This window comes from Bacteroidales bacterium (assembly GCA_013141385.1).
GTDB lineage: Bacteria > Bacteroidota > Bacteroidia > Bacteroidales > Tenuifilaceae > UBA8529.
The window spans coordinates 57,854-83,955 of the sequence record JABFRB010000012.1 but is presented as its reverse complement, the minus strand read 5'-3'; the positions used below and the strand labels follow the sequence as shown (position 1 = coordinate 83,955).

Below are 26,102 nucleotides of genomic sequence, written 5' to 3'. Positions count from 1 at the left end.
ATATCATAGAATACGTAAAAATCTATATTGACACTGTTTTTCCCATGTATTCATTATGTTTGTTTTATTATAATTGAAAATAACTAAAAATATATCTTCAAATATTTGTAGGGAATAAAATAACCAATATATTTGCAACCATAGATGTTTAAAGAACAGATAATCGCATAACCATTATATAAGAAAAAGATAGCAATAGATTATACTAATGGTTATAATATTGGAGAAATCAGACAAAGAATGAGAATTTTGTAGAAAATATAGAGGATCTTATGTTTGATGTGCAATAGGTTGTTGATTGTCTATATGTGTTTCCTCTTTTTTTATTGAGGAAATTTTAGAAAAGGAATCAAGTCAAGGCGAATTTGCTAACTGACGACCCATTGGCGTACTCAAATCTTTCAAACGTTTAAACTTTGATACCTGTAACACAACAAATTACATCAGAAAGTATTTCTTCCAGAGAAAAACTTTCAATTCTGCCTAACTGTAAATGGTATGTTATATATACTTGGCCTAGAGCCGAAAAAATGGTATACCAAGAACTCATAAAAAGAGGATATGAGTCATTTTTACCAATGACCAAAACTTTACGCATCTGGAAAAACCGGCATAAGAAATTTATTGATCTCATCCTATTCCCAGGTTATATATTTGTAAACACATATGAATTTGAGTTATATAACATCAAACGATTAACAAAAGTTGTAAATTTTCTTCATTGTGGCGGAAAGCCATCTATTGTGCCGTTTAAAGATATTGAATGCATTAAAAAAATGCTAAGTCTTGATCAGGATGTTACTATTGAGAATGAGTTTTGTAAAGGTGAAAAAGTTAGAATAATCTATGGTCCTTTAGCTGGACATGAAGGAATATTAAAAAAACAAAAAGGGAAAACAAGGTTTGGTATACAACTAAAAGAAATAAACCAAACGGTGTTTATTGAAGTTAGCGCAAGTGTTTTAGAGAAGATACCATCGTAGACCCCAAAAAGGAGATCACAGAGCTGAATATGAATTCATAAAATTGTTAGTATTCAATATTTATCGTAATTCTAACGTCATATTCCTACCTATTTCAGAAAATTTAGTTTTTATTAAAAAATGAAAGCAGGCTTTGATGTCCAACTAAAGGAGATCAAACATGCAATGTTTATTGATATTTATACAAGGTATTTGGAGAAATTGCCTAATACTGATTTTGGTTAAGTAAATCTCCAAAGAACCAATAAATTTTTAGCCACATAAGATTTTTATTCATAGTAGCGATAAAGAAAATGATTGATAAAGAAAAATTATTAGAATCAACAGAATCTTATCTTAAATCCCTTATATCTGAGGTAGCTAATATAGCAGTTGAAGATAATGATTCATCAACTCCATTCCAGGAGTTAGGGATTGATTCGTTTCGCGTTTTACAAATTATAAAGAAATTAGAAGAAGAGTTTGGTACTTTGCCAAAGACTTTGCTTTTTGAAAACTTCAACATCAGTGATTTAAGTCATTATTTTGTTAATAAACATGAACAGGCACTTTCTGTGAAATTTGCGAAAGGGAAACAAGTACCTAGTACTCCTGTTCATTCTACTAATAGGCCATTAAAACAAGTCGAAATTGTTTCAAAATCAGTTGTAAGTCAGGATAATAAGTCGACTCAAAAAACTCCCACTCTTATATTGGAAAAAGAGGCTTATAAACATCCCGAATTGGGTGAATTGGTTAAAAAAATTTATAGCCAATATAAGAATGAGGGATCGGCTTCAAGAGGAACGAGAAATATTGCTCCCAATCTTTTTATTGGTAGCGAAAAAAAGGGCTATTTTAATTATAGTCGAAGCAAAAATATAATTTTAGTTTATGCTTATACAGGTCCTATAGATTATTTTCCTGTTATAGCAGAGGAAATGTACCAGTATTGTGTCAACAATAATTTCGAACTCACGATCTTTTCTGTTGATCAAATTGAATCTATTGGAAATATCCCATTTTCCGCTACTCCATTTGGTGTCTTATCAAGGATAATAAATTTAAAGGATTTTACTCTTCAAGGGAACAAGATGCGTCGCTTACGTTATCAGGTAACGAAGTTTGAAGAGGCAGGAAAATGCAGAACCGAGGAATATCATAGCGGCTCCAATAAAGAAATTGACAAAAGCATTGTTAGTATTATTGATCAATGGTGTGCTCCAAGAACAATGGTTAATCCTCTCATTCATATTGTTAAAGAGGAAATCTTGCTGGGTAATCTAAGTTCCGAACACCGTCTTTTCTTAACTTACCTTGACGATGTTCTACAAAATGTTATTCTTATCTCATCCTTGTCAATTGAGGAGAATGGCTATTTAATGGATTTAGAATTCTATCCTCAAAATATGCCTTTAGGAGGATTGGAATTTGCGATTGTTAAAATTATTGAAATTTTGGCAGCAGAAGGATGCAATATGCTAAGTTTGGGAGGTACTTATGGTTGTAAGCTCGCTCCATCTTCTAATGCAGATTCTGAATTAGACAAAACATTAGACTATTTGCGAGAACAAAATATTTTTAACGATGAAGGAAATCTGCAATTCAAAAATAAATTTCGACCTGAAAATCATACTGCTTTTCTTTGTAGGGCCATAGGAAACAGCAATCCTGATAATGTAACTGATATTATCATGATGATTGCTGATCCTACAAAGATGCAAACTTCAGATGAAGAACACCATACTTTTTCCAAATCACATCAGCAAGTAACGAGTCCAGAAGAAAAAACAGAAAAACAGAATAAGCATAATACATCTGGAGAAATAAATTCGGATAAAACATATCAACAAGTAGAAAAACTAGAGGTGATGATTGAAGGAGAGGAACGATCCGTTATTTTATCCGATTTCAGTTATAACCCTCTAAATATTCCTGATAACCAAGTTGAGTTTGATTTAAAAACCGATTCATGGTCTCAGTTGGAAATGCCCGTAATTCAAAACCAAATAAGATACCTGCATACGCAGCTTCAACAGTCGGCTAACTTAGATGAAAATTTAAGAAGTATTTTTCCTTTTCCTTATTTTGTTATGACCACTTCCGGTCGTACCGCAGAACATGCTTTTTTTAAATCATGGTCTAGAAAAGGTATTGTACTTCAGAATTTGCTTTTTCCAACCACTATTTTTCATCAGATTGATAATGGCTTTACTCCCAAAGAGCTACCTCATCCTGAAGTCTTTCAACTAGATTCAGAAGAATTATTTAAAGGTAATTTAGATTGGGACGCACTTCAAAAACAAGTAGAACAAGATGTAAAGTCGATTGCATTTGTTTTAATTGAGGTGGATGACAATGCAGCAGGGGGAGCTTCAGTTTCGATGCAGCACCTCAAGAAAGTAAAAACATTACTTTCAAAATATTCTATTCCTTTGGTTATTGATGGAACCCGAATTGTAGAAAATGCTCAGTTTATAATAGAACATGAAAAAGAACTTGCGAGGAAAAATATTTGGGATGTTGTCCGCGAGATATTTTCTTATGCTGATGCTATAATTACAAGTTTAACTAAAGATTTTTGCGTAAATAAAGGGGGATTAATTGCTACTAACGATGTAATTCTCTATAATAAACTTCAAAATATCATTCAAGAAGAGGGAATCGGACTTGATATAATTGACAAAAAAGTTATTGCACTCTCGCTACAAAATCGAATTAAAATTGAAACCCAGATTTTACATAGAATAGAATCGGTAAGGTTGATCTGGGATGCATTAAAGAAGCATGGTGTTCCAGTTGTTCAACCTGCGGGAGGTCATTGTATTTTAATTGATGTTAAACAAATTCCAGAATTTAGACAATTTAAATACCCCATAGCTTCATTTGTCGCCTGGATATTCCTGAACACAGGTATTCGGGTAGGAGCGCATAATACAGGAATGCAGAAAAATACTTCAATCAATAACTTAGTACGCCTAGCAATTCCCGTGGGTATGAAAAGGAAACAAATTGAAGTAATGATAGACAGATTAATCCTTCTCTTTGAAAGAATGGAAAATATTCCTGAAATTTTATTGGAAGGCAATCTATCTGAATCGTTTGGAGATATTTACTCTAAGTTCAAATTAAAAAAATACCATAATGTTTCAGGAAGTATCATTCCTAAAATTTCTGTCCCAGAAAAAAATACTACCTTCAAAGATACTTCTGTTTCAGATTCAATTCCTTATTTAAAGGAAACAGAGAGCGAAATTGTTACAAATAAAAATAATCATCATTCCCAAGACATCGCTATTGTGGGAATAGCAGGCCGCTATCCCAAGTCAAAAAATCTTAACGAATTGTGGGAGAATCTGGTTCAGGGAAAGGATTGTATAGAGACCATTCCAGATGCCCGTTTTGCTAAACGCCTGAAAACGGAATTTACTCAGAAATTCAGAGGAGGTTTTATCGAAGATATAGATAAATTTGATTCTCTGTTTTTTAATATTTCTCCAAGAGAAGCTGAAATGCTGGATCCTCAAGAAAGACTTTTTCTTGAAGTAGCATGGGAGGCTATTGAAGATGCAGGTTACTATCCGGAGATTTTAGATCAAGAAAATGGAACTCGAAATATTGGAGTTTTTGTTGGTGCCGTATGGTCCATGTATCAAATGATTGGAGTAGAGGAAAAACTCGCAGGAAATAAAATAAATCCCAACTCATTTTTTTGGAGCATTGCAAACCGAGTGTCTTATTGGATGAATCTTTCTGGTCCCAGTTTAACATTGGATACAGCTTGTTCTTCTAGTTTAACGGCAATTTATTTGGCTTGCGAAGCGATTAGTAAGGGCGAGTGTTTTAGTGCTATTGCAGGAGGAGTAACCCTTGATTTACATCAAAGTAGATTCGATATTAATAATGCAGGGGGAGCCCTCTCAAAAGATGGTGTGTGTAGAAGTTTTGGAAAGGGTGCCAATGGTTATGTGGCTGGAGAAGGAGTTGGTGCACTTTTCCTAAAACGTTTAGATCAGGCGATTCAGGATGGTGATAACATTTACGGTGTAATTAAAAGTATTGTCGTTAATCATGGCGGGCGAACTAGCGGATATACTGTTCCTAATCCCAAAGCACAAACTAAGTTGATTTTATCGGCTCTCGAAAAAGCCAAAATTGATGCTAGGAGTATTGCTTATATAGAGGCACATGGTACAGGAACCGAACTTGGAGATCCTATTGAAATTACAGCATTATCTAATGCTTTCCAGGAGTACAAAGTAGACAAACAGAGTTGTCCTATTGGTTCAATAAAAACCAATGTGGGTCATTTAGAAGCTACCGCAGGTATAGTAAGTGTTCAGAAGGTTCTTTTGCAGATGAAACATTCTCAACTTGTTCCATCACTACATTCTTCAGAACTAAATGAATTCATAGATTTTAAAAACTCACCTTTTTATGTTGAACAAAATTTAGAGAAATGGAATGCAAAAAAGGTGGATGGAGTCCAGTTTCCTCTTCGAGCCGGAATTAGTTCGTTTGGTGCTGGAGGAGCCAATGCACACATCATTATAGAAAAGTATGAACCTATCGTACAATCACTAAAAGAAGAAACATCTCAACCAACCGGACAAATCTTTCCTCTTTCTGCCAGAAATGAGGATCAATTGCTTGAGATGGCGGTTCGCTTAAGAAATTATATTCAACATAATCTTACCCACGCCTCCTCCGCTTTACAATTAAATTTGAATGATATCACTTATACTCTGCAATTTGGGCGAAAATCATTTGATCATCGTCTAGTCATTTTTGCCGAGACTAAAGAAGAATTAGTAGAAAAACTCACGTGCTTTATAGAAGGGAAAAAAGACAATTATATCCTTGTTGGTCATAAGCAAAATGCAGATGGAATTATAAAATTATTAAGTCGCAAAGAGAAAGAAGAGTTTATCAATATGCTTTCTCAAGGTCGGGATTCGCATAAATTAGCCCAACTTTGGATTGATGGATTAATTTCAGATTGGCAGGGTTATCAAACTACTGGATATGGTAAGAGGGTTTCTTTACCTACATATCCATTTGCTGATAAACGCCATTGGGCAAGAGAAAAATTGAATGTAACTAGTTTGTCCTTGCGATCTCAGACTATGATACACCCTTTGATAGATACTAATGAATCTACTTTTGAACAACAAATTTTTAAGAAAGTATTTAATGATCGTGAGTTTTTCATTTATGACCATCTTGTATCAAATATTCCAACTTTACCTGGAGTTGCTTATTTAGATTTTGCGCGAAAAGCAGGTGAGTTGGCTGTTGGGAGAAAAATACAAAGAATAAAGAATATTCTTTGGCTCAGCCCGCTTACAGTTAAAAATTCAACTCCTACAGAAGCTTTTATCGAACTCAAACCAAACGATAATGCTGTTCAGTTTGAAGTATACAGTAAGAACGAAGAAGGTAAAAAACAACTTTACTCTCAAGGAAAACTTTTTTATGCTACAAAGCAGGAATTGGAAGCTGAAGCTGAATTCATTGATATTAAAAACGTTCGAGCAAGGTGTTCAAAGGTAATGGATGGAAAAGAAGCTTATCCTCAGTTTAAATCTTTTGGATTGAATTTAGGACCAAGTTTCCAAGTATTACAAGAAGTATTCAAAGGTGAAAATGAAATTTTGGGTACTTTGAAAATACCAGATATCCGTAAGGATGATTTTCAGGATTTCTTACTCCATCCTTCCCTTGTCGATGGTTCACTCCAAGTTGGGATGGCAGCACAATTAGGCGAAACAGTAGGAGAAATGTTTGTCCCCTACTCGATTGGTGAGGTAGAAATTCTCCATCCTCTACAGCCAAATTGTTTTAGTTACATCCGACAAGCAAACGAGCCAGGTTCTAAATTATCTATTGCAAATGTTCTCATTTTGGATGAAGATGGAAAGATTCTTGTAAAAATAAAAGAGTCTGTTGGTGTACCCCTTGTTAGTGTTCATGAAAAGCCAGTACAAAAAATAGACGAAGATGGTTTTTCAAAACTATACTATACTCATATATGGGAAAAATCTTTAGTGAATGATATAAGTATAAAACAAAATTCATTAGAATCTATTATATTATTTGATTCAGACACAAATCTGTATGATTTATATCTGAATCGGCTCAAAGTTGCAGGGGATGATGTTCATCAAGTTATTTTAGTCCAACCAGGGAAAAACTTTCAAGATTTAGGGAAACATATTTATACTATTAATCCACAGAATCCAAAGGAATACGGTCAACTTTTAGATTCTTTGAAACAAAAGAACTCTAACATCGGAAAAATCTGTTACGCTTGGCCTACTTCTGATTTTAAAACGGATACCAAATCTCTAAAAGAATCAATAGAGAAAAGTGTTTATTCCTTTCTCTTTCTTTGTCAGGCTCTTATTGAGCAAAAGTTGGAAAGTAAGTTTCAACTGCTTTATCTTTATGTAGGGAAAAAGGGTGAACCTCAACCAGCCAATGATGCGATCAATGGATTTGCTAAAACCCTTCAATTAGAGCACTCTAAACTTTTATGTAAAATTCTGGAGGTTCAACAAGAAAAACTTGCCTACAACGACGTTCTAGATGCGCTCTTAGTCGAATTGCATCAGGACACACAACATGATATGACCGTTCGCTATGAGGAACATGAGCGCTATGTAAGGAAACTCAAGAATCTTAATCTTGAAGAGATTGAAAGTTCCTCTTTACATCAGAGATCAGGATTAAAAGAAAAGGGCGTTTATTTAATAACTGGTGGGGCAGGTGGTTTAGGGCTCATTTATGCTGAGTTTTTAGCTAAACAGTATAAAGCAAAATTAGTACTTACTGGTCGATCTAAGTTATCTGCTGAAAGTGAAACCAAGTTAGAAAAATTGAGAGAATTAGGTGCAGAAGTGTTGTATGTTCCAGCAGATGTTTCCAAGAACGAAGAAGTCAATAATTTAGTTAAAGAGGCTAAATCTCAGTTTGGTGAGATTAATGGAATTATACACAGTGCGGGTGTTTTAAGAGATTCCTATATAAAGAATAAAACTCGAGAAGAAATGGATGCAGTTCTTGCTCCAAAAATATATGGAACATTTTATTTGGACGAAGCGACCCAAAATGAAAAATTGGATTTCTTTGTTATGTTTTCTTCTCTTACTGCTGTTGGTGGAAACATTGGTCAATGTGATTATGCATATGCCAATCACTTTATGGATTCCTTTGCCTTCAAACGCAATCTTCTTCAGGCAAAAGGCGAGAGGTTTGGGAAATCTTTGAGTTTCAATTGGTCTATTTGGGCTGATGGAGGGATGAAACTTGATGAGCAAACAGAGATTTTTTTTAAAAAGAATCTAGGTATAAAACCGTTGAGTAAGGAAACTGGAATCGAAGCCCTCATCAAAGGACTTCAGGTAAAAGATTCAAAGCTTGCAGTTTTAGAAGGAATACAAGATAAAGTAGAATTGGCATGGGGTTTAAGAAAAAAAGATACCATCGAGTCACCGTCATTGGATACTTCGGCAACAACCAACTCTAAAGTTCCAATTGCTAAAGAGGGGGATAATAAAACCCTCATGTTGGTTCAAGGTGAATTGATTCAATTAGTCATAGGCTTTTTGAAACTGGATGCTGAGGATATAGAGTTGGATAAAATATTATTAGACCTTGGATTTGATTCAATAGGCTTATCAACCTTTGCCAATGCAATTAATGAAAAGTATAAATTAGATATTACACCTATACTTTTCTTCGAATATCCTTCTATCAAGGAAATCTCCAAATATTTGTCCGAGAAACATAGCGATAGTATAATAAAATATCATCAAGCAACTAATACTGGTGTTAAAGTAAGAAATACTGAACTTGCAGTATCACAAACTGTTAGAACTGAAAACCTACAGGAATTTTCACCACGTTTAAGTAAGGCATGGAATCCAAGCGTATTGGAGCAAACAGCAAACAATAAAGGTTTCTCTGTTGAACGACGTTTTATAGACCACCCAATAGCAGTGGTTGGAATGAGTGGTGTAATGCCACAATCTGATGATATTTATGAATTTTGGGAGAATCTAAGAAACGAAAAAAATATGGTTTCGGTAATTCCAAAAGATCGTTGGAATTGGGAAGATTTTGATGGAGATCCCCTAAAAGAGAAAAATAAAACAAACTCTAAATGGGGCGGATTTATGAATGAGGTGGATAAATTCGATCCTTTTTTCTTTGGAATTTCTCCTCGCGAAGCTAAAACGATGGATCCTCAGCAAAGGATTTTTCTAGAAACCGCTTGGAAAGCAATTGAGGATTCAGGACAAAAAGTTTCCGATTTGGCGGGAACAAGAACAGGATTATTTGTTGGAGTGGCTACAAATGATTATGCCGATTTGATGAATAATCTGAACGTTGAACTTGATGCTTATACTGCATCAGGAAATTCTCATTCTATATTAGCCAACCGGGTATCTTTTTTGCTCAATTTACGCGGACCTAGTGCTCCAATCGATACAGCGTGTTCCAGTTCTTTGATTGCACTTCACAGAGCTATTGAATCAATCCACACGGGCAGTTGCGATATGGCGATTGTAGGAGGTGCACAAGTTATGCTAACGCCTGCTGCTTATATTTCTTTTAGCATGTCAGGAATGTTGAGTAATGATGGGAAGTGTAAATCTTTTGATAAAAGTGCGAACGGCTACGTGCGGGGAGAAGGAGTAGGAGCCATTTTCCTAAAACCATTATCAATGGCTGAAGCAGATGGAAATCATATTTACGCAGTTATTAAGTCAACAGCAGAAAATCATGGAGGGAAGGTAACTTCTCTCACTGCGCCTAACCCACAAGCGCAAGCTGAATTGCTTGTCGAGGCCTATGAGAAAGCTCAAATTGACCCAATTACCATGGGTTATATTGAATGCCACGGTACTGGAACAAGTCTTGGAGATCCAATTGAGATCCAAGCTTTGAATAAAGCATTTACCGAATTATATAAAAAACATAACAAAGTTCCTGCAGAAAAGCCACACATTGGGTTGAGTACAGTTAAGAGTAATATTGGTCATTTGGAAACTGCTGCTGGAATTGCAGGTATGCTGAAAGTTTTATTGTCCATTAAGCATAAACAAATACCTGCGACACTTCATTTTGAGGAGCTTAACCCGTATATCAACCTGAAAGGAAGTCCATTCTACATAGTAGATAAAACAAGATCATGGGAAGCAGTAAAGGATGAAAATGGTGAGTTGCTTCCACGTAGGGCAGGAATAAGTTCTTTTGGGTTTGGAGGAGCTAACGCACATGTTGTATTTGAGGAATATCGACAAAAGAAAAATGGATATCCAATTCAAAATCGAGGGATACAAGTGATTGCCTTATCAGCGAAAAATGAGGATCGACTCAAGGCATACGCTCAATCAATATTGCTTCATATTACAAAATATGAAGTTGACTTGGCTGATTTGACATACACACTGCAAGTTGGTAGAGATGTTATGAATGAACGACTTGGTATTATTGTTGACTCTATTGAGCAGTTAAAGATAAAACTCCAGGGCTTTGTCAATGGTGAACAAAATATAAAAGACCTGTACCAAGGAAATGCTAAACGTGATAAAAATGCTATAAGTATTGCTGGGCTAGATGGTAATTTACAAGAAAAGACCATTGATGAATGGATTGCAAATAATAATTTTTCCAATCTACTTGATTCATGGGTTAAAGGATTTGATTTTGATTGGGTCAGATTGTATGGAGAGAATAAGCCCAATCGTATAAGCCTTCCCACCTATCCCTTTGCTAGAGAAAGGCATTGGTTTGATATAACGGATAAGCAACAGATTACAAAAAAGATACAATTATCTGCGGTGCTTCACCCATTGTTACACATTAATACCTCGGATCTAAGTCAGCAGAGTTATTGCTCAACCTTTAGCGGTGAAGAATTTTTCTTAAAAGATCATCAGTCTAAAGGTCAAAAAATACTGCCCGCTGCAGCATATATAGAAATGATCAGGGTCTCAGTGGTTAAATCCACCTCTACTAAAAAGAAATTAGGTATTCTAGAACTGCAGAATGTTGTTTGCGGACAGTCTTTTGCTCTTACTGATGTTAAACAAATTAATATTGCATTGTTTGCAAAAGATAATAATTGGGTAGAATATGAAATTTATAGCAAAGGGAAAGAAGAAGATATTGTTCATTGTCAAGGAAATGCTATTTTTAGTGCTCAACCCGTACCCTCAAAGTTGAACATAGAACATCTTAAAAGTCAAATGGGTAAGGCCAGACTAGAAGCAAGCGAATTGTATCCGATCTTTACCAAAATTGGTATTGATTATGGTCCGGCTTATCAGGGAGTAACTTCCGTTTACCAAGGAGAGAAGCAATTGCTGGCATATTTTAATTTACCAAAGGTTATCGAGGTGAGCAAAAATGACTTTCTATTGCACCCAAGTATTATGGATGGTGCTTTTCAAGCCTCTTTTAGTTTAACAGGAAATTTAACTCAAAATCAAATCAAGCCATCATTTCCTTTTACTGTAGAATTAATACGCATAATATCAGCTAGCACAGAAGAAATGTATGCATGGGTGCGCCACTCAGAGGGGAACTATCCGAAAGATGCAGATGCTAAACTAGATATTGATCTTTGCGATCGTGAGGGAAGTGTATGTGTACAAATGAGAGGATTGTCATTCCAGACAATGAAGGTTGATGATGCTACTACTCAAAAACACGATAAGAAAACAGAAACTCTTCTTGCTGTTCCTATGTGGAAAGCAAGTGAAACAACAGAACCATCTGGTGCTAACCAAATAAAATATGCAGAACAGCATATTATTTTACATGGACTGCCACATGTTGAAGCAAGCCAACTTGAAACTTTAATTCATCAAAGCCATTGTGTACAATTACAAACACAACAAGGGAATATAGATGAACAATACAGCAAAGTGGCCTTAACATGTTTTGAAAATTTACAATCTATATGTAAACTCAAAGGCAAGATATTTATACAAATTGTTATTGGTAGTCGTAATCAAGAAGAAACACTTTTTATTGGTCTGTCTGGACTGCTTAAAACTGCAACTTTGGAAAATCCTCAGTTAAAAGGTCAGATTATTTTCACGGATTCGCAAATACAGGCAGATGATTTAGCAAGGCAACTAAAATATGATCAGACAAGACCTCAAGACATAGTTATTAAATATGACCAGAATACTCGCTACACTTTAAGTTGGCAAGAAATACAAAATAGTCAAGAAAAAACTACTATTGCATTCAAGGATCAGGGTGTCTATTTGATTACTGGAGGACTTGGTAGTTTGGGTCTGTTATTTGCTAAAGAAATTCTTAAACAAACCTCAAAAGTTAAGATTATTTTAACAGGTCGTTCAGAATTGAGTGCAAAAAAACAGGCTATTTTAAATGAATTGCCTGCGGAAAGGGGTCAAATTATCTATCAACAACTTGATATTACTAATTTGGAACAAGTTAATCAGGTTATTTCTAAAATTAAAAACGATTACAAACAACTAAACGGTATAATTCACTGTGCAGGTCTGATTTTAGATAACTTTATCTTGAAAAAAACAGTTTCGGAATTCAGCCGAGTAATCATGCCTAAAGTCACAGGTACTTTCAACTTGGATCAAGCCAGTCAAGACATTGAGTTGGATTTCATGGTGCTGTTTTCTTCTATAGTTGGGGTTATGGGTAATTTAGGTCAAGCAGATTATGCAGTAGCTAATGGTTTTATGGATCAATTTGCTGCTTATCGAAACAAATTAGTAAATAAAAAACTCAGAAAAGGGAAAACTTTATCTATTAATTGGCCTTTATGGCAAGACGGTGGGATGAGTATAGATCAGGCAACTAAAGATATGATGCAGCAGGCAATGGGCATGCAGCCTATGCAAACATCAACAGGTATACAAGCATTTTATAATAGCCTGAAATTACAATACGATCAAGCCTTTATCATGGAAGGCGATTTGGTAAAAATGCGACAGATATTGTTGACCGATCAAGCAAATGAGCAAACATTACCATCCTTTGCTGGTAAAGGATGGAAATTGGAGTATCGAGATCTTTCTATAAAAGATAGTGTCGTTTTCGATTTAAAGTATTTTATTTCTAAAACTTTGGAAATACCTCAGGATAAAATAGATATAAATAATAGTTTAATTGATTACGGATTTGACTCAATTAGTTTAGGCGTATGTGCCAAACAGTTGACAGATCATTTCTCTATACAAGTCACTCCTGCATTATTTTTCAATTACCAAACCATTAATCAGTTAAGCGATTACCTTGTTCAGGATTATCATTTACTTTTACAGAGTTTTTATCATAGACCCCAGAGTGATATTCTAGAAAAAAATGATGCTATCGCATCTGATTCAACAATAACAACTTTTGTAAAGAAACAACATCTTTTGCAGAGAAAGCCATTTATCGAACAAAGTCGATTTTCTCTAGCTCATGGTAAGCATGAACCAATTGCAATTATAGGTATATCAGGGCGCTTTCCCAAAGCGGATACCCCTGAAAAATTGTGGACATTACTTTCAAGCGGCGAAAGCGGGATTATAGAAACACCTACTTCGCGTTTGGATTGGCATGAACTTGGTGCTGATAGTAGTCAGATTAGCATGAATAAGGGCGGTTTTATTGATGGTATGAATGAGTTTGATCCATTGTTTTTTAATATCTCACATCAAGAAGCAGAAATTATGGCTCCTTGCGAAAGATTATTGTTAATGGAAGTTTATCATGCTATCGAAGATGCTGGAATAGATCCATTATCTCTAAGAAAGACAAAAATCGGTGCTTATGTTGGTATGGAAGAAAGTCATTATGGCATGTCTGTAGGCGAACAAAGTTTGATAGCCGGAGGTAATGCCAAAATATCTTCACGACTTTCCTCGTACCTCGGGATACATGGTCCAAATATAGCAATCAATACTGCTTGTTCATCAGGACTTGTTGCGCTTCATCAGGCTGTTATGGGTATACAACAAGGTGATTGTAATGCTGCATTAGTTGCAGGTGTTGCTTTGTGTTTGAGCCCTACGAGTTATTATATCATGAATCAATCGTATGCAAACCCCAGAGATAAACATGGTGATAAAACTAGCGGTATAGCAATTGGAGAAGCCGTTGTCGTTTTAATGTTAAAACCCTTATCAGTGGCTATCGCAGATGGTGATAATATCTATGGTACAATTAAAGCCAGCGGTATAAATTTTGATGACGAAATTAATGGTAATGATCAACAACACATTGATTTAATTGAGAGTATATATGCAAATTACAATATTGATGTTAGGAATATTACTCAAATTGTAACACATGCTTCAGGGGAAAAACTTACAGATTCTGTAGAGTTTAGTGCTTTAAATAAAGTTTTCAGAAATTTTCAGAATAACCAACATTCTGCCACTAATCAAGGTGCTTGGTGTGCTATCACAAATTGTAGTGCTAGTTTTGGGCACACTATGGCAGCTTCAGGACTAGTCAGTGTGGTTAGTTTGTTAAAAGGAATGCAATATCATAAAATTCCAAGCAGTACTTCTAGTTTAGATAAAGGCGATTATCCAGAATGGAAAGATAGTCCATTTTATATAAATGGAACGACACGGGAATGGAAAAGAGAAAATAATCAACCATATATGGGGGGAGTAAGTGCTTTTGGATGTAGTGGAACCAATGCTCATGTCGTAATAGAAGAATTTATGCATTCTGAAAAAACAGAACAAATTAATAATCAACCTAATAAGAATGCAAGTGTTATTATTCCTTTGTCTGCAAGGACACAGGGACAGCTTCATCAAAAGGCACATGATCTATTAGATTTTATTAATACATTTGTTAAAGACCTATCCAAACCGTCTAAAATAATGGATTTAAAAACCATTGCGTATACTTTGCAAATTGGTAGAGAAGCAATGGATGAACGGTTAGGTATTTTAGTTAGTTCTGTTGATCAACTGGTTGAAAAACTTCAAGCGTATGTAAATGGAGAAAAATTTATTCAGGATACTATTCAAGGAAACGTAAAACAAGAACGCGAAGGTTTGAGTATTTTAATTCATGACGACGATATAAAAGATTCAATTATTGATAAGTTGATTGTAAGTGATAAACATGTAAAACTGATGGATTTATGGGTTAAAGGTCTCAATTTTGATTGGAATAAACTCTATGATAGTGATAAACCAAAGCGTGTTTCGCTACCTACATACCCATTTGTAAAAGATCATTTTGGAACTGATTCTACAATAACAGGGCAATTAATACCATCTGCATTAAATCATTCTAAAACCTCTAAAGAAAAAAAGGAATTAAAAAATGGAGAGGTTTTGCAAAATGATATCTTATCAAAAAATTCAGTAGTTAAAACAAAAAAAGACTCTAATCAACTTACCCCACCATATGCATCCCAGTTACAAGATGTGAATGTAGTTGAATTGACTAAGCCTTCCGATGTTTTGGTTGCTATGCAGACAAGAGGAAATAATCCTCCTATTTTTGGTTTACCAGGACTTGATGGCAATGCGTTAATTTTGCAGGTATTGAGTCATGTCTTGGGTAGCGAGCAACCTTTTTATGGCTTGCAATCTATTGCTTGCGATGGAAAAACCCCACCTCCAGATAGTATTGAGAAAATAGCCATGATTAATATAAATGCTATGAAATCGATACAACCAAGAGGTCCGTATACATTCGTTGCATATTCTTATGGTGGTTCTGTTGCATATGAAATGGCTAGGATTTTACTAGAAAATAATGAAAAAATAGCATCCCTTATATTCTTGGAATGTATTTGTTCGTACCAATTACTTCATAAAGACGTGTTGGAGGGGATAGTTCAGGTTACAAATAATCTTATAAGTCCTTCGGGGCCAGATATTTTCAGTGTTGAACAATTAAAACAAGTGCCTGAAAGCGAACGTGCTGAATATCTTTATAATACAATGGTAGAGCATGGGTTTACTTTGTCTAAAAGGCAAACTATTAATAGTTATAACATTTCTATTACAAATAATAATTGCTTACTGAATTACAGACCATTAAAATTATCAAAAAAGATTGATGTTCATCTTTTCCGAGGCATAGATGCACTCTTCCCTGAGTTGTCCGAAGATTATGGTTGGAATCAGTTACTACTTAAACCGGTACTAATCCATAAAATTAAATCGAATCATTTTTCAATGGTAAAAAATAATGCTTTACAAGAAATAGTACCAATAATTAGTAATTTGATAAGGGAGAATTTATTAAAAGATAAAAAATAAAAAAATTATGAAAAGATTTTCGTTCGACTTATCGCAATATTTTGCGAATTTGCCAGATCAGCTTCGGAAAATGAAGATAATAGCTTGGCTGATATTTCTATTAATAACGGTGCTTTGCATTGTTGGCATTGGTAAACTCAAATTTGATATGACAATTGAGGGTTGGTTTCAACAAGATGATCCTGCCTTAATTGCTTTTGACGATTTTCATGCCGAATTTGGGAGTGAAGATCATCTCTTTGTTGTATATAAGCCTAAAGATGGTAATGTTTTTTCTGCCAAATCTTTAGAAATAGTAAAGAAAATCAGTGATGATATTACAGATAAAATATCAAAATTGAAGGAGGGAGAGGAGTCTCCTCTAAGGCATATTGTAAAAGTCAAATCTCTTATTAACGCCCCTGTTTTGTCGGCAGATGGAGATGTGTTGATATCCAGACATTTAGTAGGTTCAACTATTCCAACCACCCAGGGAGGACTTGACTCAATCCGTATGACCGCAGAGTCACAAAAAAGTTTTCCTCTTTTCTATTTTTCAAAGGATATGACGTATGGAGGAATTTTAATTGAAACAGATTTTGGTGCTATCCCCGTGGATTCTGAATTGCCTGCTGCAAATAAATTAGTATCCGATAGTGATTTGACGATGGATAACGCTAAAAGTGGAACTGCGATTGAGGAAACAAAAGGAAGAATTAAATTTAAATCAACTGATTTAAAAGATTATTTTGCCGTAATGGTTGAAATCAATAAGATTTTGAAAAAACCTGAATATACAAGTCACTTAGAATATTACCCCGTTGGGCGTACTGCAACCTCTGAGGCAGACCTTGCAAATTTGCAAGAAATGGGATCGCTTTACCTTGCGGGAGTGTTAATAATGATGGTGTTATTATGGTTTTTATTCCGTTCACCTAGCCCCATACTCTGGTCGATGTCGATAGTTATTATTACATCTATTTGGACGCTTGGTTTTGCTGGTTGGCTTGGCTTGCCCCTTACAGGTTTTCTCATACTAACATTGATGTTGCTTCTAACAGTTGGAATGGCTGACTCTGTTCACATAATGTCAGGTTATCTATTTTTCCGAAATGAAGAACATGATCATAAAACTGCGCTACGGGTAGTGTATAAAAAAACAGGAATAGCATGTCTTCTCACTGCAGTTACCACTATTGTAGGTATTGTTGCTTTAAACATAACACCTATTGTACCTATCCAAAATTTTGCCATTATGTCAGCGGGTGGTGTCGCCCTAGCATACCTTTTAACCATGTTTCTGCTTCCTCTTCTGCTTGATCTATGGCCTCCAGTGAAAGTCGAAAAAGTTCAGAGTAATCGTATTAAAATATTTATTGGCAAAGTTGTTCCTAATTTTTCTCGTTTTTTACAGAAAAAATTAGATAAGATACCTCCATTTGTACAAGGAAGACCAATTACTATTTTGTTACCCTTTTTGGTATTTTTCATAATATGTGTTTATGGGGCATCTAAAATTAAGGTGGATACTAATAGCCTTAGCGCATACCCAAAGAATAGTAAAGTTGTAAACGACTTTAAAGTTGTAGACAAGAACATGATGGGAACCCAAAATTGGGAGATACTTTTGGATTTAGGAAAGGAAGATGCTTTTAAAGATCCTATGGTTCTGCAAGTAATGGATCATTTGCAGCAAAAAATCCAAAAAAGTTCCGATTTAGTTGTGCGCACTTCATCGCTGGTGGATGTTGTTAAGACGGCCTATCAAGCATTGAATGAGGGAAAGAAAGAGATGTATGTAATTCCTGATGATCAAGAAGTGTTGTCTCAAACCCTTTTTATGTTTGATAATGCGAATCCAGAAGACAGAAGAAAAATGGTTTCTGATGATTACAGAAAAGCTCATATTAGTGTATTTCTTCACAATACTGGTTCGTATGAATATTCGGAAGTCTTTAAATATATGCAAAAGGATATTGAGGATGCTATTAATACAATAAAACAGAAATATCCGGATGCCAAGATTACCAGAACTGGTATGTTGGCCTTGATAATGGAAGCTGGCGATTATATCGTCTATTCTGAAATACAAGCTTTCGTATTTGCTCTATTTATTATTAGTATTATTTTATTAATAGTTTTTGGTTCATTAAAGGCAGGTGTAATTGCTCTCTTACCTAACTTGATTCCGTCTATGTTGGCATTTGGCTTAATGGGATTATTAAATATACCTTTGGATTTTTTTACCATGATGTTAGCACCTATAATTATAGGGATTGCCATAGATGATACAGTTCACTTCATTGGTCAATACCGGGCTGAGGTTATTGTTGACGGAAATATTAAGAGAGCATTGGCTCATACTATGAAAGAAACTGGACAAGCAGTCATTTTTACAGGATTGATTTTAGGACTTGGTTTCGGAGTGTTGGCTTTTGCATCAGGTGCAGGAACATCGACAGTTGGAACTTTCGGTTTTCTGGCTGTTTTTGCTGGCACATTGAATGATCTAATTTTATTACCAACATTAATATTGATTTTTAAATTAGATTTTCAAAAAAAAGATAAGAAAAAAGTATCACAACAATAAATTCTAACCTAAAGTAGAGAATATGAAACATTTTAAAAGTGCTATTTTGATGGTTTTGCCAGCATTGTTTTTTATGCTGCCATCTTTAATCTTAGCTCAATCGGCTTTGGATATAGTAATAAAATGTGATAAAGTATTTTACGAGTCTTCTAATTCGTCAATTGCCAAGATAAAATTGTCCATAGGCAAATATATTATCAAAGAGAGGGAAATGCGTTTTTCAGGAGAACCGAGAATTAAAATATTGGAATATGTCAGTAAGGATTATGGTGAAAACAAAAGAGATTCCCGATCCCTTGCTAACATGCTTGAGCCGATTAGTGATAAGGGAATAGGTATGCTAACATATGAATACGATGCTTCAAATAAAGATAACGATACATGGTTATACTTGCCATCATTTGGTAAAGTAAAGCGCATGATATCAAGTAGTGAGGGTAGTGATGAGAGCGGGAGCTTTTTTGGATCGGAGTTTTCTATTGAAGATACTCAGCATAGAAAAATCAAAGATTTTACCTACAAAATTCTTGAAGAAACTATTTATAATAATCGTTCGGTTTGGATCATAGAATCAATTCCTACTCAAGAAAAGGCACTAAAAACAAAATACGGTAAAATAGTATCTTGGGTGGATAAAGAGAGATTCATAATTATAAAAGAGAATCTATATGATCGCAATAGAAATCTCTATAAACAGGAAACTTTTGATGATATTGAGCAAATTGATAATGTGTGGCTTGCAAGAAAAATAACAATGAACAACCTTTTCACTCATAGGGTTTCCATTATGGAAATGGTGGCAGTTGCATATAATATGAAGATACCCGATGAGTTTTTAACCCAAAGAAGTCTTACCGACTTTGCTTATAGGGAAAGAAATCTGAAAGAAATCAGGGCATATTTGAAATAGAAAGTATTCATATTGAATTTTTAAGACAACTGTAACTGTGAGAAGAGTACTTTATATTATTTTCATTATTTCATTTGGATTTCTTTTTATTGCAAAAGCCAACCAAACTCCTAATGAGGCTGATACTGCAGTAATTGTGATTTCTAGAGAAATCGATACGACAAAAATTTCTCAGACTCCTTATGAAAATGATTTTGGGTTTGGTGAAAAGCCATCAAGAGAAAAGTTTGATGAGAAAGATTCTGTTCCTTCTTTTTGGGTGTCGAATGTTTTCGATCCTATGCGTGTAACGTTAAAGCACGAAGTGGCTTATAAAGCTACAAGTCCTGATGGAGTAAAAAATAATAGATCTTCGATTCAATTGGAATATTCGAAATTCTATCTCGATAATGTTTTCCTGAAATTTGATTCTAGGTTAGCAATTTTTTGGAAAAATGATCACCGTTCCCGAGAGGCATTACTTTGGGTTAATGATAAACATCTTGTAACTAATGAGGCTTTTGACATAAAAATGAGGGAAGCGTACCTGCAAACTAGTTTTGGAAAAACAAGTATTAAGGCAGGAATTCAGGTACCTGTTTGGGGTGAATCTGATTTAGCCGCAGTTACAGATGTACTAACACCCATGGATTATCGAGAACCACTTATTATTTCACCTGAAACAATGAGAATAGGTCAGCCGATGCTAACTATCGATCAGTATTTACCATTTGGAGACTTTAATTTTTTTTTCAACCCTTATCCTTCTTTCAGTAAGCATCCCTTAAAGGGGGATTATTATTATTTTGATTCTTTTAATGACGCAGTGGAATATCGGGATAAAGCACAGAATAAAAATAATTTTGAATATGGAATGAGATGGAAGAAGACCTTTGGAAGAAGTGATATTAGTATTATGTCCGCCAGTTTAATTGATAATGAATACGCATATAGCATGGATAACCCTAGCCTGATTTCTAAAAGCAAGATACGTTATTATATAGGTGGAGTTACTTTTAATTATGCTATAGGAAATTTCCTTATGAAGGGTGAAGTTGCATTGAAGTCTAAAAAAGCTTATAACAATTCAGCTTTTCAAATTGTGAAAAGGAATAATGTTGATGCGTCACTTGGATTTGAATACAATCCTAGTAGTACTTTTACCTTAAGTTTGGAAGCGGCAAACTATCATGTAAATGATTGGAACCGTGAGATTCAGATAAAAAAAAATACTTATATGCTTGTGCTGATAATGAGCAAGCAATTATTAAATGATAATTTAGCTATATATTGGATAACAATGTGCACGGGTCCATACAATGCTTTTTTTAATTATTTGTCAACTTCCTATAAATTGAATGATCATTTTTCTTTATTTTTTGATACAATCATTCCTCTCACTGATGACAATAAGAGCATGTTTTGGAATTATCGCGATCAAAAACAAGTTGCATTTAAAATTCAATATCAGTTTTAATTAATAATACATTAGACTTTATAAAATAATCATTGATTGGTGAAATTTAGCACCATAGTCAGTATAGTGTCTATCGTAAAATAGTGAAAGTTGTCTTTTTTGTTCAATTATGAAAAATATTTGAAAGATATGAAAAACACATCAAAAAAAAATGAATACGATGTAATTGTTGTTGGTTCAGGAACTTGTGGAGCAACCATTGCTAGAGAGTTAAGTAGAAAAAAGAAAAAAGTGTTGATTCTTGAACGAGGGAGTAATGTTCCGCTCAAAGAAGATTTTTTGACGCTTGCAACTATTTCCAATCGAGTTTCTGTTGGCGGGAAATTACAAACGATGAGGGCAATTACGACCGGGGGTTCCACAGGTATTTATTTTGCCGTTGCTGAATTACCACCTTTAGATACTTATACATCATTTGGTATCGATCTTTCGAAAGCACTTGAAGAAGCTAAAAATGAACTACCTCTTGTTCAATTGCCAGATGAGTTTCTAGGAGCACAGTCGATAAAGTTGAAAGAAAGTGCCATAGAACTGGGATATTCTTGGGAGAAACACTTAATGCTCATCGATTTATCTAAGTGTGCCAATAGTTATTCCTTTGAGGCAAAATGGAGGGCTAAGAGTTATGTTGAGGATGCTGTTAACGAGGGAGCAACACTGATAAATCGAGCCACAGTTCATAAGATAATTATTGAGAACAATAAGGCAATCGGTGTAGAGTACAAGCTTAAAAGTGGTATGATCGGATCTGAAGTTTGTCAGGCCTATGGAACAAAGATTGTTCTTGCTTCAGGGGTGCTGTCCTCTCCAAAAATACTCAAGGATAGCGGATTAAAAGATATTGGGAAAGATGGATTTTATTGCGATCCTGGTTTTGCCATGTTGGGTATTATTCCTGGGTTGAAGGGTAAAGAATCCTTTCTGGGAAGCATGAGTTCTGATTTTCAGGATGATATTGCTATCGCAGATGGAAACCTTAATCGATTTTTCTATAAAATGCTGACAATTGCTACTTTAAGGATTAAACATTACAACTCCTTTACTAGTAGTATTGGTGTGGGAGTGAAAGTGAAAGATAGTCTAGCAGGGAAAATGTTGGAAAATGGTCATTTTTACAAAGAATTGACTAAGACAGAATTAGAAAAAATAAAAATTGGAGAAGAACGAGCTACGAAAATTTTAAAAAATGCTGGAGCGAAGAATATTATACGCTCCGTTGTTTCTGCAGGGCAAGTGGCTGGTGTAATTAAGTTACAAGAGGATTTAGATAATAATTTGGAAACAAAATATAAAAACCTTTACGTTTGTGATGGTTCAATTATTCCAGAAAAAAACAGAGTATCTCCCACTTTGACACTTATATGTTTAGCAAAATATTTAGCTAAACACTTGTCGTCCTCCCTTTAAAAACACCAAATCAATTAAAGTCTAATTGGTTGAATGAGAATGTACATGAAAATCTAAATTAATTATTTAACTAGAATGAAATATGGAAACTGCAAACTCAAAAACTAAACTTAAGAAATTTTTTAAGTATTTATTGTTTGGAACATCGTCTCTTATAGTTTTAATAGTCGTATGGAAGTTGATTTGGATTTCATCTGGATCTAATCAATGGAAATTGGAAAAAGACAAAAATGGAGTGAAAGTATATTCTTTAAAAACGCCAGGTGTTAGTGTTAAAAAATTTAGGGCTACTGTTAATGTTAAATACTCATTGAGTCACCTTGTAGCATTGTTTATAATGGATAATAGCCTTGAAAATGCCAAAGAATGGTTTCCCAATTGTACTGACGTTAAGGTTATAGAGCCATGGAATCCAACGGCACATTATGAGACTGTGCTATGGAAATTTGATATGATTTTCCCTTTCTCTCCCAGAGAACTTATTACTACAACACAAGTAACTCAGGACAAAGAAAGTAAAGTTGTAGTAGTAGATGTTTTTGCGGCTCCGAGCAAGATACCCTTAAATGAAGGCTATGTTCGTGCAAAAGAGGTGCATAATCGTTGGAAATTTACTCCTCATGAAAACGGTGAGGTTGAAATGGAATTATTACAAGACTTTAGTATGGGTGGTTTATTTCCTGAATTTCCAATGAATTTAGCTGGAGCTAACGGACTGTATACAATGTTTCATGATCAACTTCCAAAATTGCTAAATAAAGAAAAATACCAAAATATAAAATATGATTTCATAGAGGAATTGAATAAAGAAGTTGCGATTCATGAATAACATATGTTAATACTTTTCTAATTATTATTTTTTGGAAAGACAAATTGGTTAAAGCACGGTCAGTGTAACTGATATATAAATAATTAATTAAATTACTAAACCTGATGGAAAAAATGGAGACTACAAGCGCAACACCTAAACCCCGAAAAAAAAATAGGATCAAAAAGGTTCTAAGGTTTTTATTATATGGCATATCATCTCTTATCATTATTATTACCTTATTCTACTGGGGATGGATCTTATCTGGTTCAAATAAATGGAAATTAGATATTGATAGGAATGGGGTGAAAATTTACTCTTTAAAATTCCCCGGTTCTCGTGTTAAGAATTTTAAGGCTAATTTTCGTGTGAATTGTACGATGAATCAAATCATAGCAGGGCTTATAGAAAATGAACATTATGAAGAAGACCTCACTGATTGGGCTCCTGGTTGTGTCGCTTTTAAAGTTATCGATCCATTTAATACAAAATCTATGGCCAATACTGTAATGTATGAATATAAAATGCTTCCTCTGTTCTCAAACAGTGAAATAATAATGAGATCTCAAATATCCATAGATAAGCAAAATAAAATAGTCTGTACAGATGTTATGGCTTATCCCAATAGAATTCCACTAAATGAGGGTCGTATTCGTTTATCGCATATGCACAATTGGTGGAAATATACCCCTCTGGAGAATGGAGAATTTGAAATCGACTATTATCAAGATGTTTCGATGGGAGGATTATTTTTTGATTTGTTAATCAATTTCTTTGGTGCTGAGCAAAACTACAAGTATATGTCTGAGTTTTCAGAAAAATTGAATAAAGAAAAATATCTAAAAGTAAAGTATGATTTTGTAGAAGAATGGGGGATTAATAAAAAGTAATGTTTTGTAAACGAAAGTGTTTTCATACTACCTAAATTCAAGTAATTAACGCAACTTTTTATTTCAATGAAATTCAAAAACATATGATGATAATGATAATTTGTTGAAACGGAAAATAACTTTCTACCAATTATTTACCGAAAGTTATTCCCGTTTCAATAAACCAAATCTTTGTCTTATAGACTATAAAAAAAGTTGCATTAGTGAGTTGAATTCAGCCTATTAATCATTATGATAATGTAAATTTCAATTTGAAAGTTAACAATTCCTTAGTTAAGGCATAATGATGTTTCGCAAATGTGTTCACAATCAAGTTGAGTTTTAAAGTTTAGGTAAGACTATAATCAAAAGGAGGATTATAAATGATGAATTGGGTAAGAGATCGTTTTCGACATTTTGATCAGCAAGTAATTGCTGTCAATGAAACGGGTTCTGTTACATATTCTGAGTTTTTGCAAAAGATTGATGACTGGCATCAAGTACTTCAGAAATGGGATATTAAAGCAGGGGATCGTGTGGGATTAGTGTCAGATTATCATATTGATGTAGTAGCTCTTGTTCAGGCATTATTGGAAACTGCTTGTATAATAATTCCGTTATCTCTGGATGATCAAAGTTTATTTGAAGAACGGTTAGATACCGCTTTTGCTAATAAGTTAATTACTATTACCAATACTGAAGAAATTAATGTCAATACTATAAATTGCCAGACTTATAATAGTAGTAATAAACAGATGCATCCCCTGATGCAATCTATGCTCTTTAATGGCACAGCAGGTTTTGTAATTTATACATCAGGTAGTACAGGGAAAAGTAAAGCTGTTCTGTTAGATTATAGTCGTATGATTGAGAAGTATAGGGATAAGATAAGGAAACCTTATAAAACACTGCTGTTTTTAAAGTTTGATCATATAGGAGGGTTGGACACTTTATTTTTGGTGATTTTAAGTGGCGGAACTATTGTGACAACGCCCTCAAGACAGGTTGAGGATATTTGCCGCTGCATTGAAAAATATTCTGTGGAATTACTTCCTACAACTCCCTCTTTTCTTAATATGCTGCTAATGTCAAATGTCTATAAAAATTATAACTTGTCATCATTGAAACTAATTGCTTACGGTTCTGAAATGATGCCACATTCAACTTTGACAAACTTAAGCGAAATATTTCCTTGCATACAATTGAAACAAACATATGGGCTATCTGAGATGGGCGTATTTTCTACTAAGTCGAAAGATTCTCAATCGAATTGGATGAAGATTGGAGGAAATGGTTCGGAAATAAAGATCAAGAACGATGTACTATGGATTAAAAGTAGGCAGGCCATGCTGGGATATTTAAATGCTGAAAATCCTTTTGATAAAGATGGTTGGTATAATACAGGTGACAGAGTGGAGGTGGATGGTGAGTATTATAGAATTCTGGGAAGGGAATCAGAAATTATTAACGTTGCTGGTGAAAAAGTTTTTCCTGCTGAGATAGAAAATTTCTTACTTACAATTGATAATGTTAGAGATGTGGTTGTTAGAGGTAAAAATAACCCGATAACAGGAAAAATAGTATGGGCAGAATTTGTCTTGGAGAAGGATGAAGAAATCGCTATTTTTAAGAAAAGGGTAATTGAGAAATGTCAGAATTACTTCCCTGAATTTAAAATCCCAAGATTGATAACAGTTACAAATCAAAGCAATTTTGTAGGATCTCGATTCAAAAAAATTCGTAATTCTAAAGCAACAAATCCTAATTATAATCAATAGATGATTATAGTAAGTGAGTAGTTATTAATTATTATAGATTTTACTTTTCTAAAAAATGA

The 26,102-nt window shown here is 34.3% G+C and carries 9 protein-coding genes; all 9 read left to right on the top strand.

Going from position 1 to position 26,102, the window contains the following annotated elements:
• Positions 1-530: 530 nt before the first annotated feature.
• The 9 genes from HOO91_06520 to HOO91_06480 all read left to right on the top strand — a co-directional run bounded on the left by HOO91_06520 (position 531) and on the right by HOO91_06480 (position 26,043).
• The gene (locus HOO91_06520) at positions 531-983 is read left to right on the top strand and encodes a UpxY family transcription antiterminator (protein NOU17197.1); all 453 of its coding nucleotides are present in this window, start codon (positions 531-533) and stop codon (positions 981-983) included.
• A 293-nt stretch (positions 984-1,276) separates the two neighbouring features.
• On the top strand, positions 1,277-16,246 hold the full coding sequence (locus tag HOO91_06515) for an SDR family NAD(P)-dependent oxidoreductase (protein ID NOU17196.1): 14,970 nt from the start codon (positions 1,277-1,279) through the stop codon (positions 16,244-16,246).
• 148 nt (positions 16,247-16,394) lie between these two features.
• A complete protein-coding gene (locus HOO91_06510) occupies positions 16,395-18,815 on the top strand; it encodes an MMPL family transporter (GenBank protein ID NOU17195.1) in 2,421 nt (806 codons plus the stop codon).
• Between the two features lie 22 nt (positions 18,816-18,837).
• Positions 18,838-19,725 carry an outer membrane lipoprotein-sorting protein gene (locus HOO91_06505; GenBank protein ID NOU17194.1) on the top strand — a complete coding sequence of 296 codons (888 nt, stop codon included), beginning with the start codon at positions 18,838-18,840 and terminating at the stop codon, positions 19,723-19,725.
• Positions 19,726-19,762: 37 nt separating this feature from the next.
• On the top strand, positions 19,763-21,181 hold the full coding sequence (locus tag HOO91_06500; protein ID NOU17193.1) for a hypothetical protein: 1,419 nt from the start codon (positions 19,763-19,765) through the stop codon (positions 21,179-21,181).
• A gap of 129 nt (positions 21,182-21,310) precedes the next feature.
• Positions 21,311-22,588 carry an NAD(P)-binding protein gene (locus HOO91_06495; GenBank protein ID NOU17192.1) on the top strand — a complete coding sequence of 426 codons (1,278 nt, stop codon included), beginning with the start codon at positions 21,311-21,313 and terminating at the stop codon, positions 22,586-22,588.
• 82 nt (positions 22,589-22,670) lie between these two features.
• On the top strand, positions 22,671-23,417 hold the full coding sequence (locus HOO91_06490; protein ID NOU17191.1) for a hypothetical protein: 747 nt from the start codon (positions 22,671-22,673) through the stop codon (positions 23,415-23,417).
• 104 nt (positions 23,418-23,521) lie between these two features.
• Positions 23,522-24,286 (top strand): hypothetical protein, encoded by a 765-nt coding sequence (locus HOO91_06485; GenBank protein ID NOU17190.1) that lies wholly within the window; start codon positions 23,522-23,524, stop codon positions 24,284-24,286.
• Positions 24,287-24,651: 365 nt separating this feature from the next.
• Positions 24,652-26,043 (top strand): long-chain fatty acid--CoA ligase, encoded by a 1,392-nt coding sequence (locus tag HOO91_06480; protein ID NOU17189.1) that lies wholly within the window; start codon positions 24,652-24,654, stop codon positions 26,041-26,043.
• The last annotated feature ends 59 nt before the right edge of the window (positions 26,044-26,102 follow it).

Bases quoted from the DNA above. Each gene is read 5' to 3' on its own strand.
- HOO91_06505 (NOU17194.1), top strand. From the start codon at position 18,838: ATGAAACATTTTAAAAGTGCTATTTTGATGGTTTTGCCAGCATTGTTT.
- HOO91_06490 (NOU17191.1), top strand. From the start codon at position 22,671: ATGGAAACTGCAAACTCAAAAACTAAACTTAAGAAATTTTTTAAGTAT.
- HOO91_06495 (NOU17192.1), top strand. From the start codon at position 21,311: ATGAAAAACACATCAAAAAAAAATGAATACGATGTAATTGTTGTTGGT.
- HOO91_06520 (NOU17197.1), top strand. From the start codon at position 531: ATGGTATACCAAGAACTCATAAAAAGAGGATATGAGTCATTTTTACCA.
- HOO91_06510 (NOU17195.1), top strand. From the start codon at position 16,395: ATGACAATTGAGGGTTGGTTTCAACAAGATGATCCTGCCTTAATTGCT.
- HOO91_06515 (NOU17196.1), top strand. From the start codon at position 1,277: ATGATTGATAAAGAAAAATTATTAGAATCAACAGAATCTTATCTTAAA.
- HOO91_06480 (NOU17189.1), top strand. From the start codon at position 24,652: ATGAATTGGGTAAGAGATCGTTTTCGACATTTTGATCAGCAAGTAATT.
- HOO91_06485 (NOU17190.1), top strand. From the start codon at position 23,522: ATGGAAAAAATGGAGACTACAAGCGCAACACCTAAACCCCGAAAAAAA.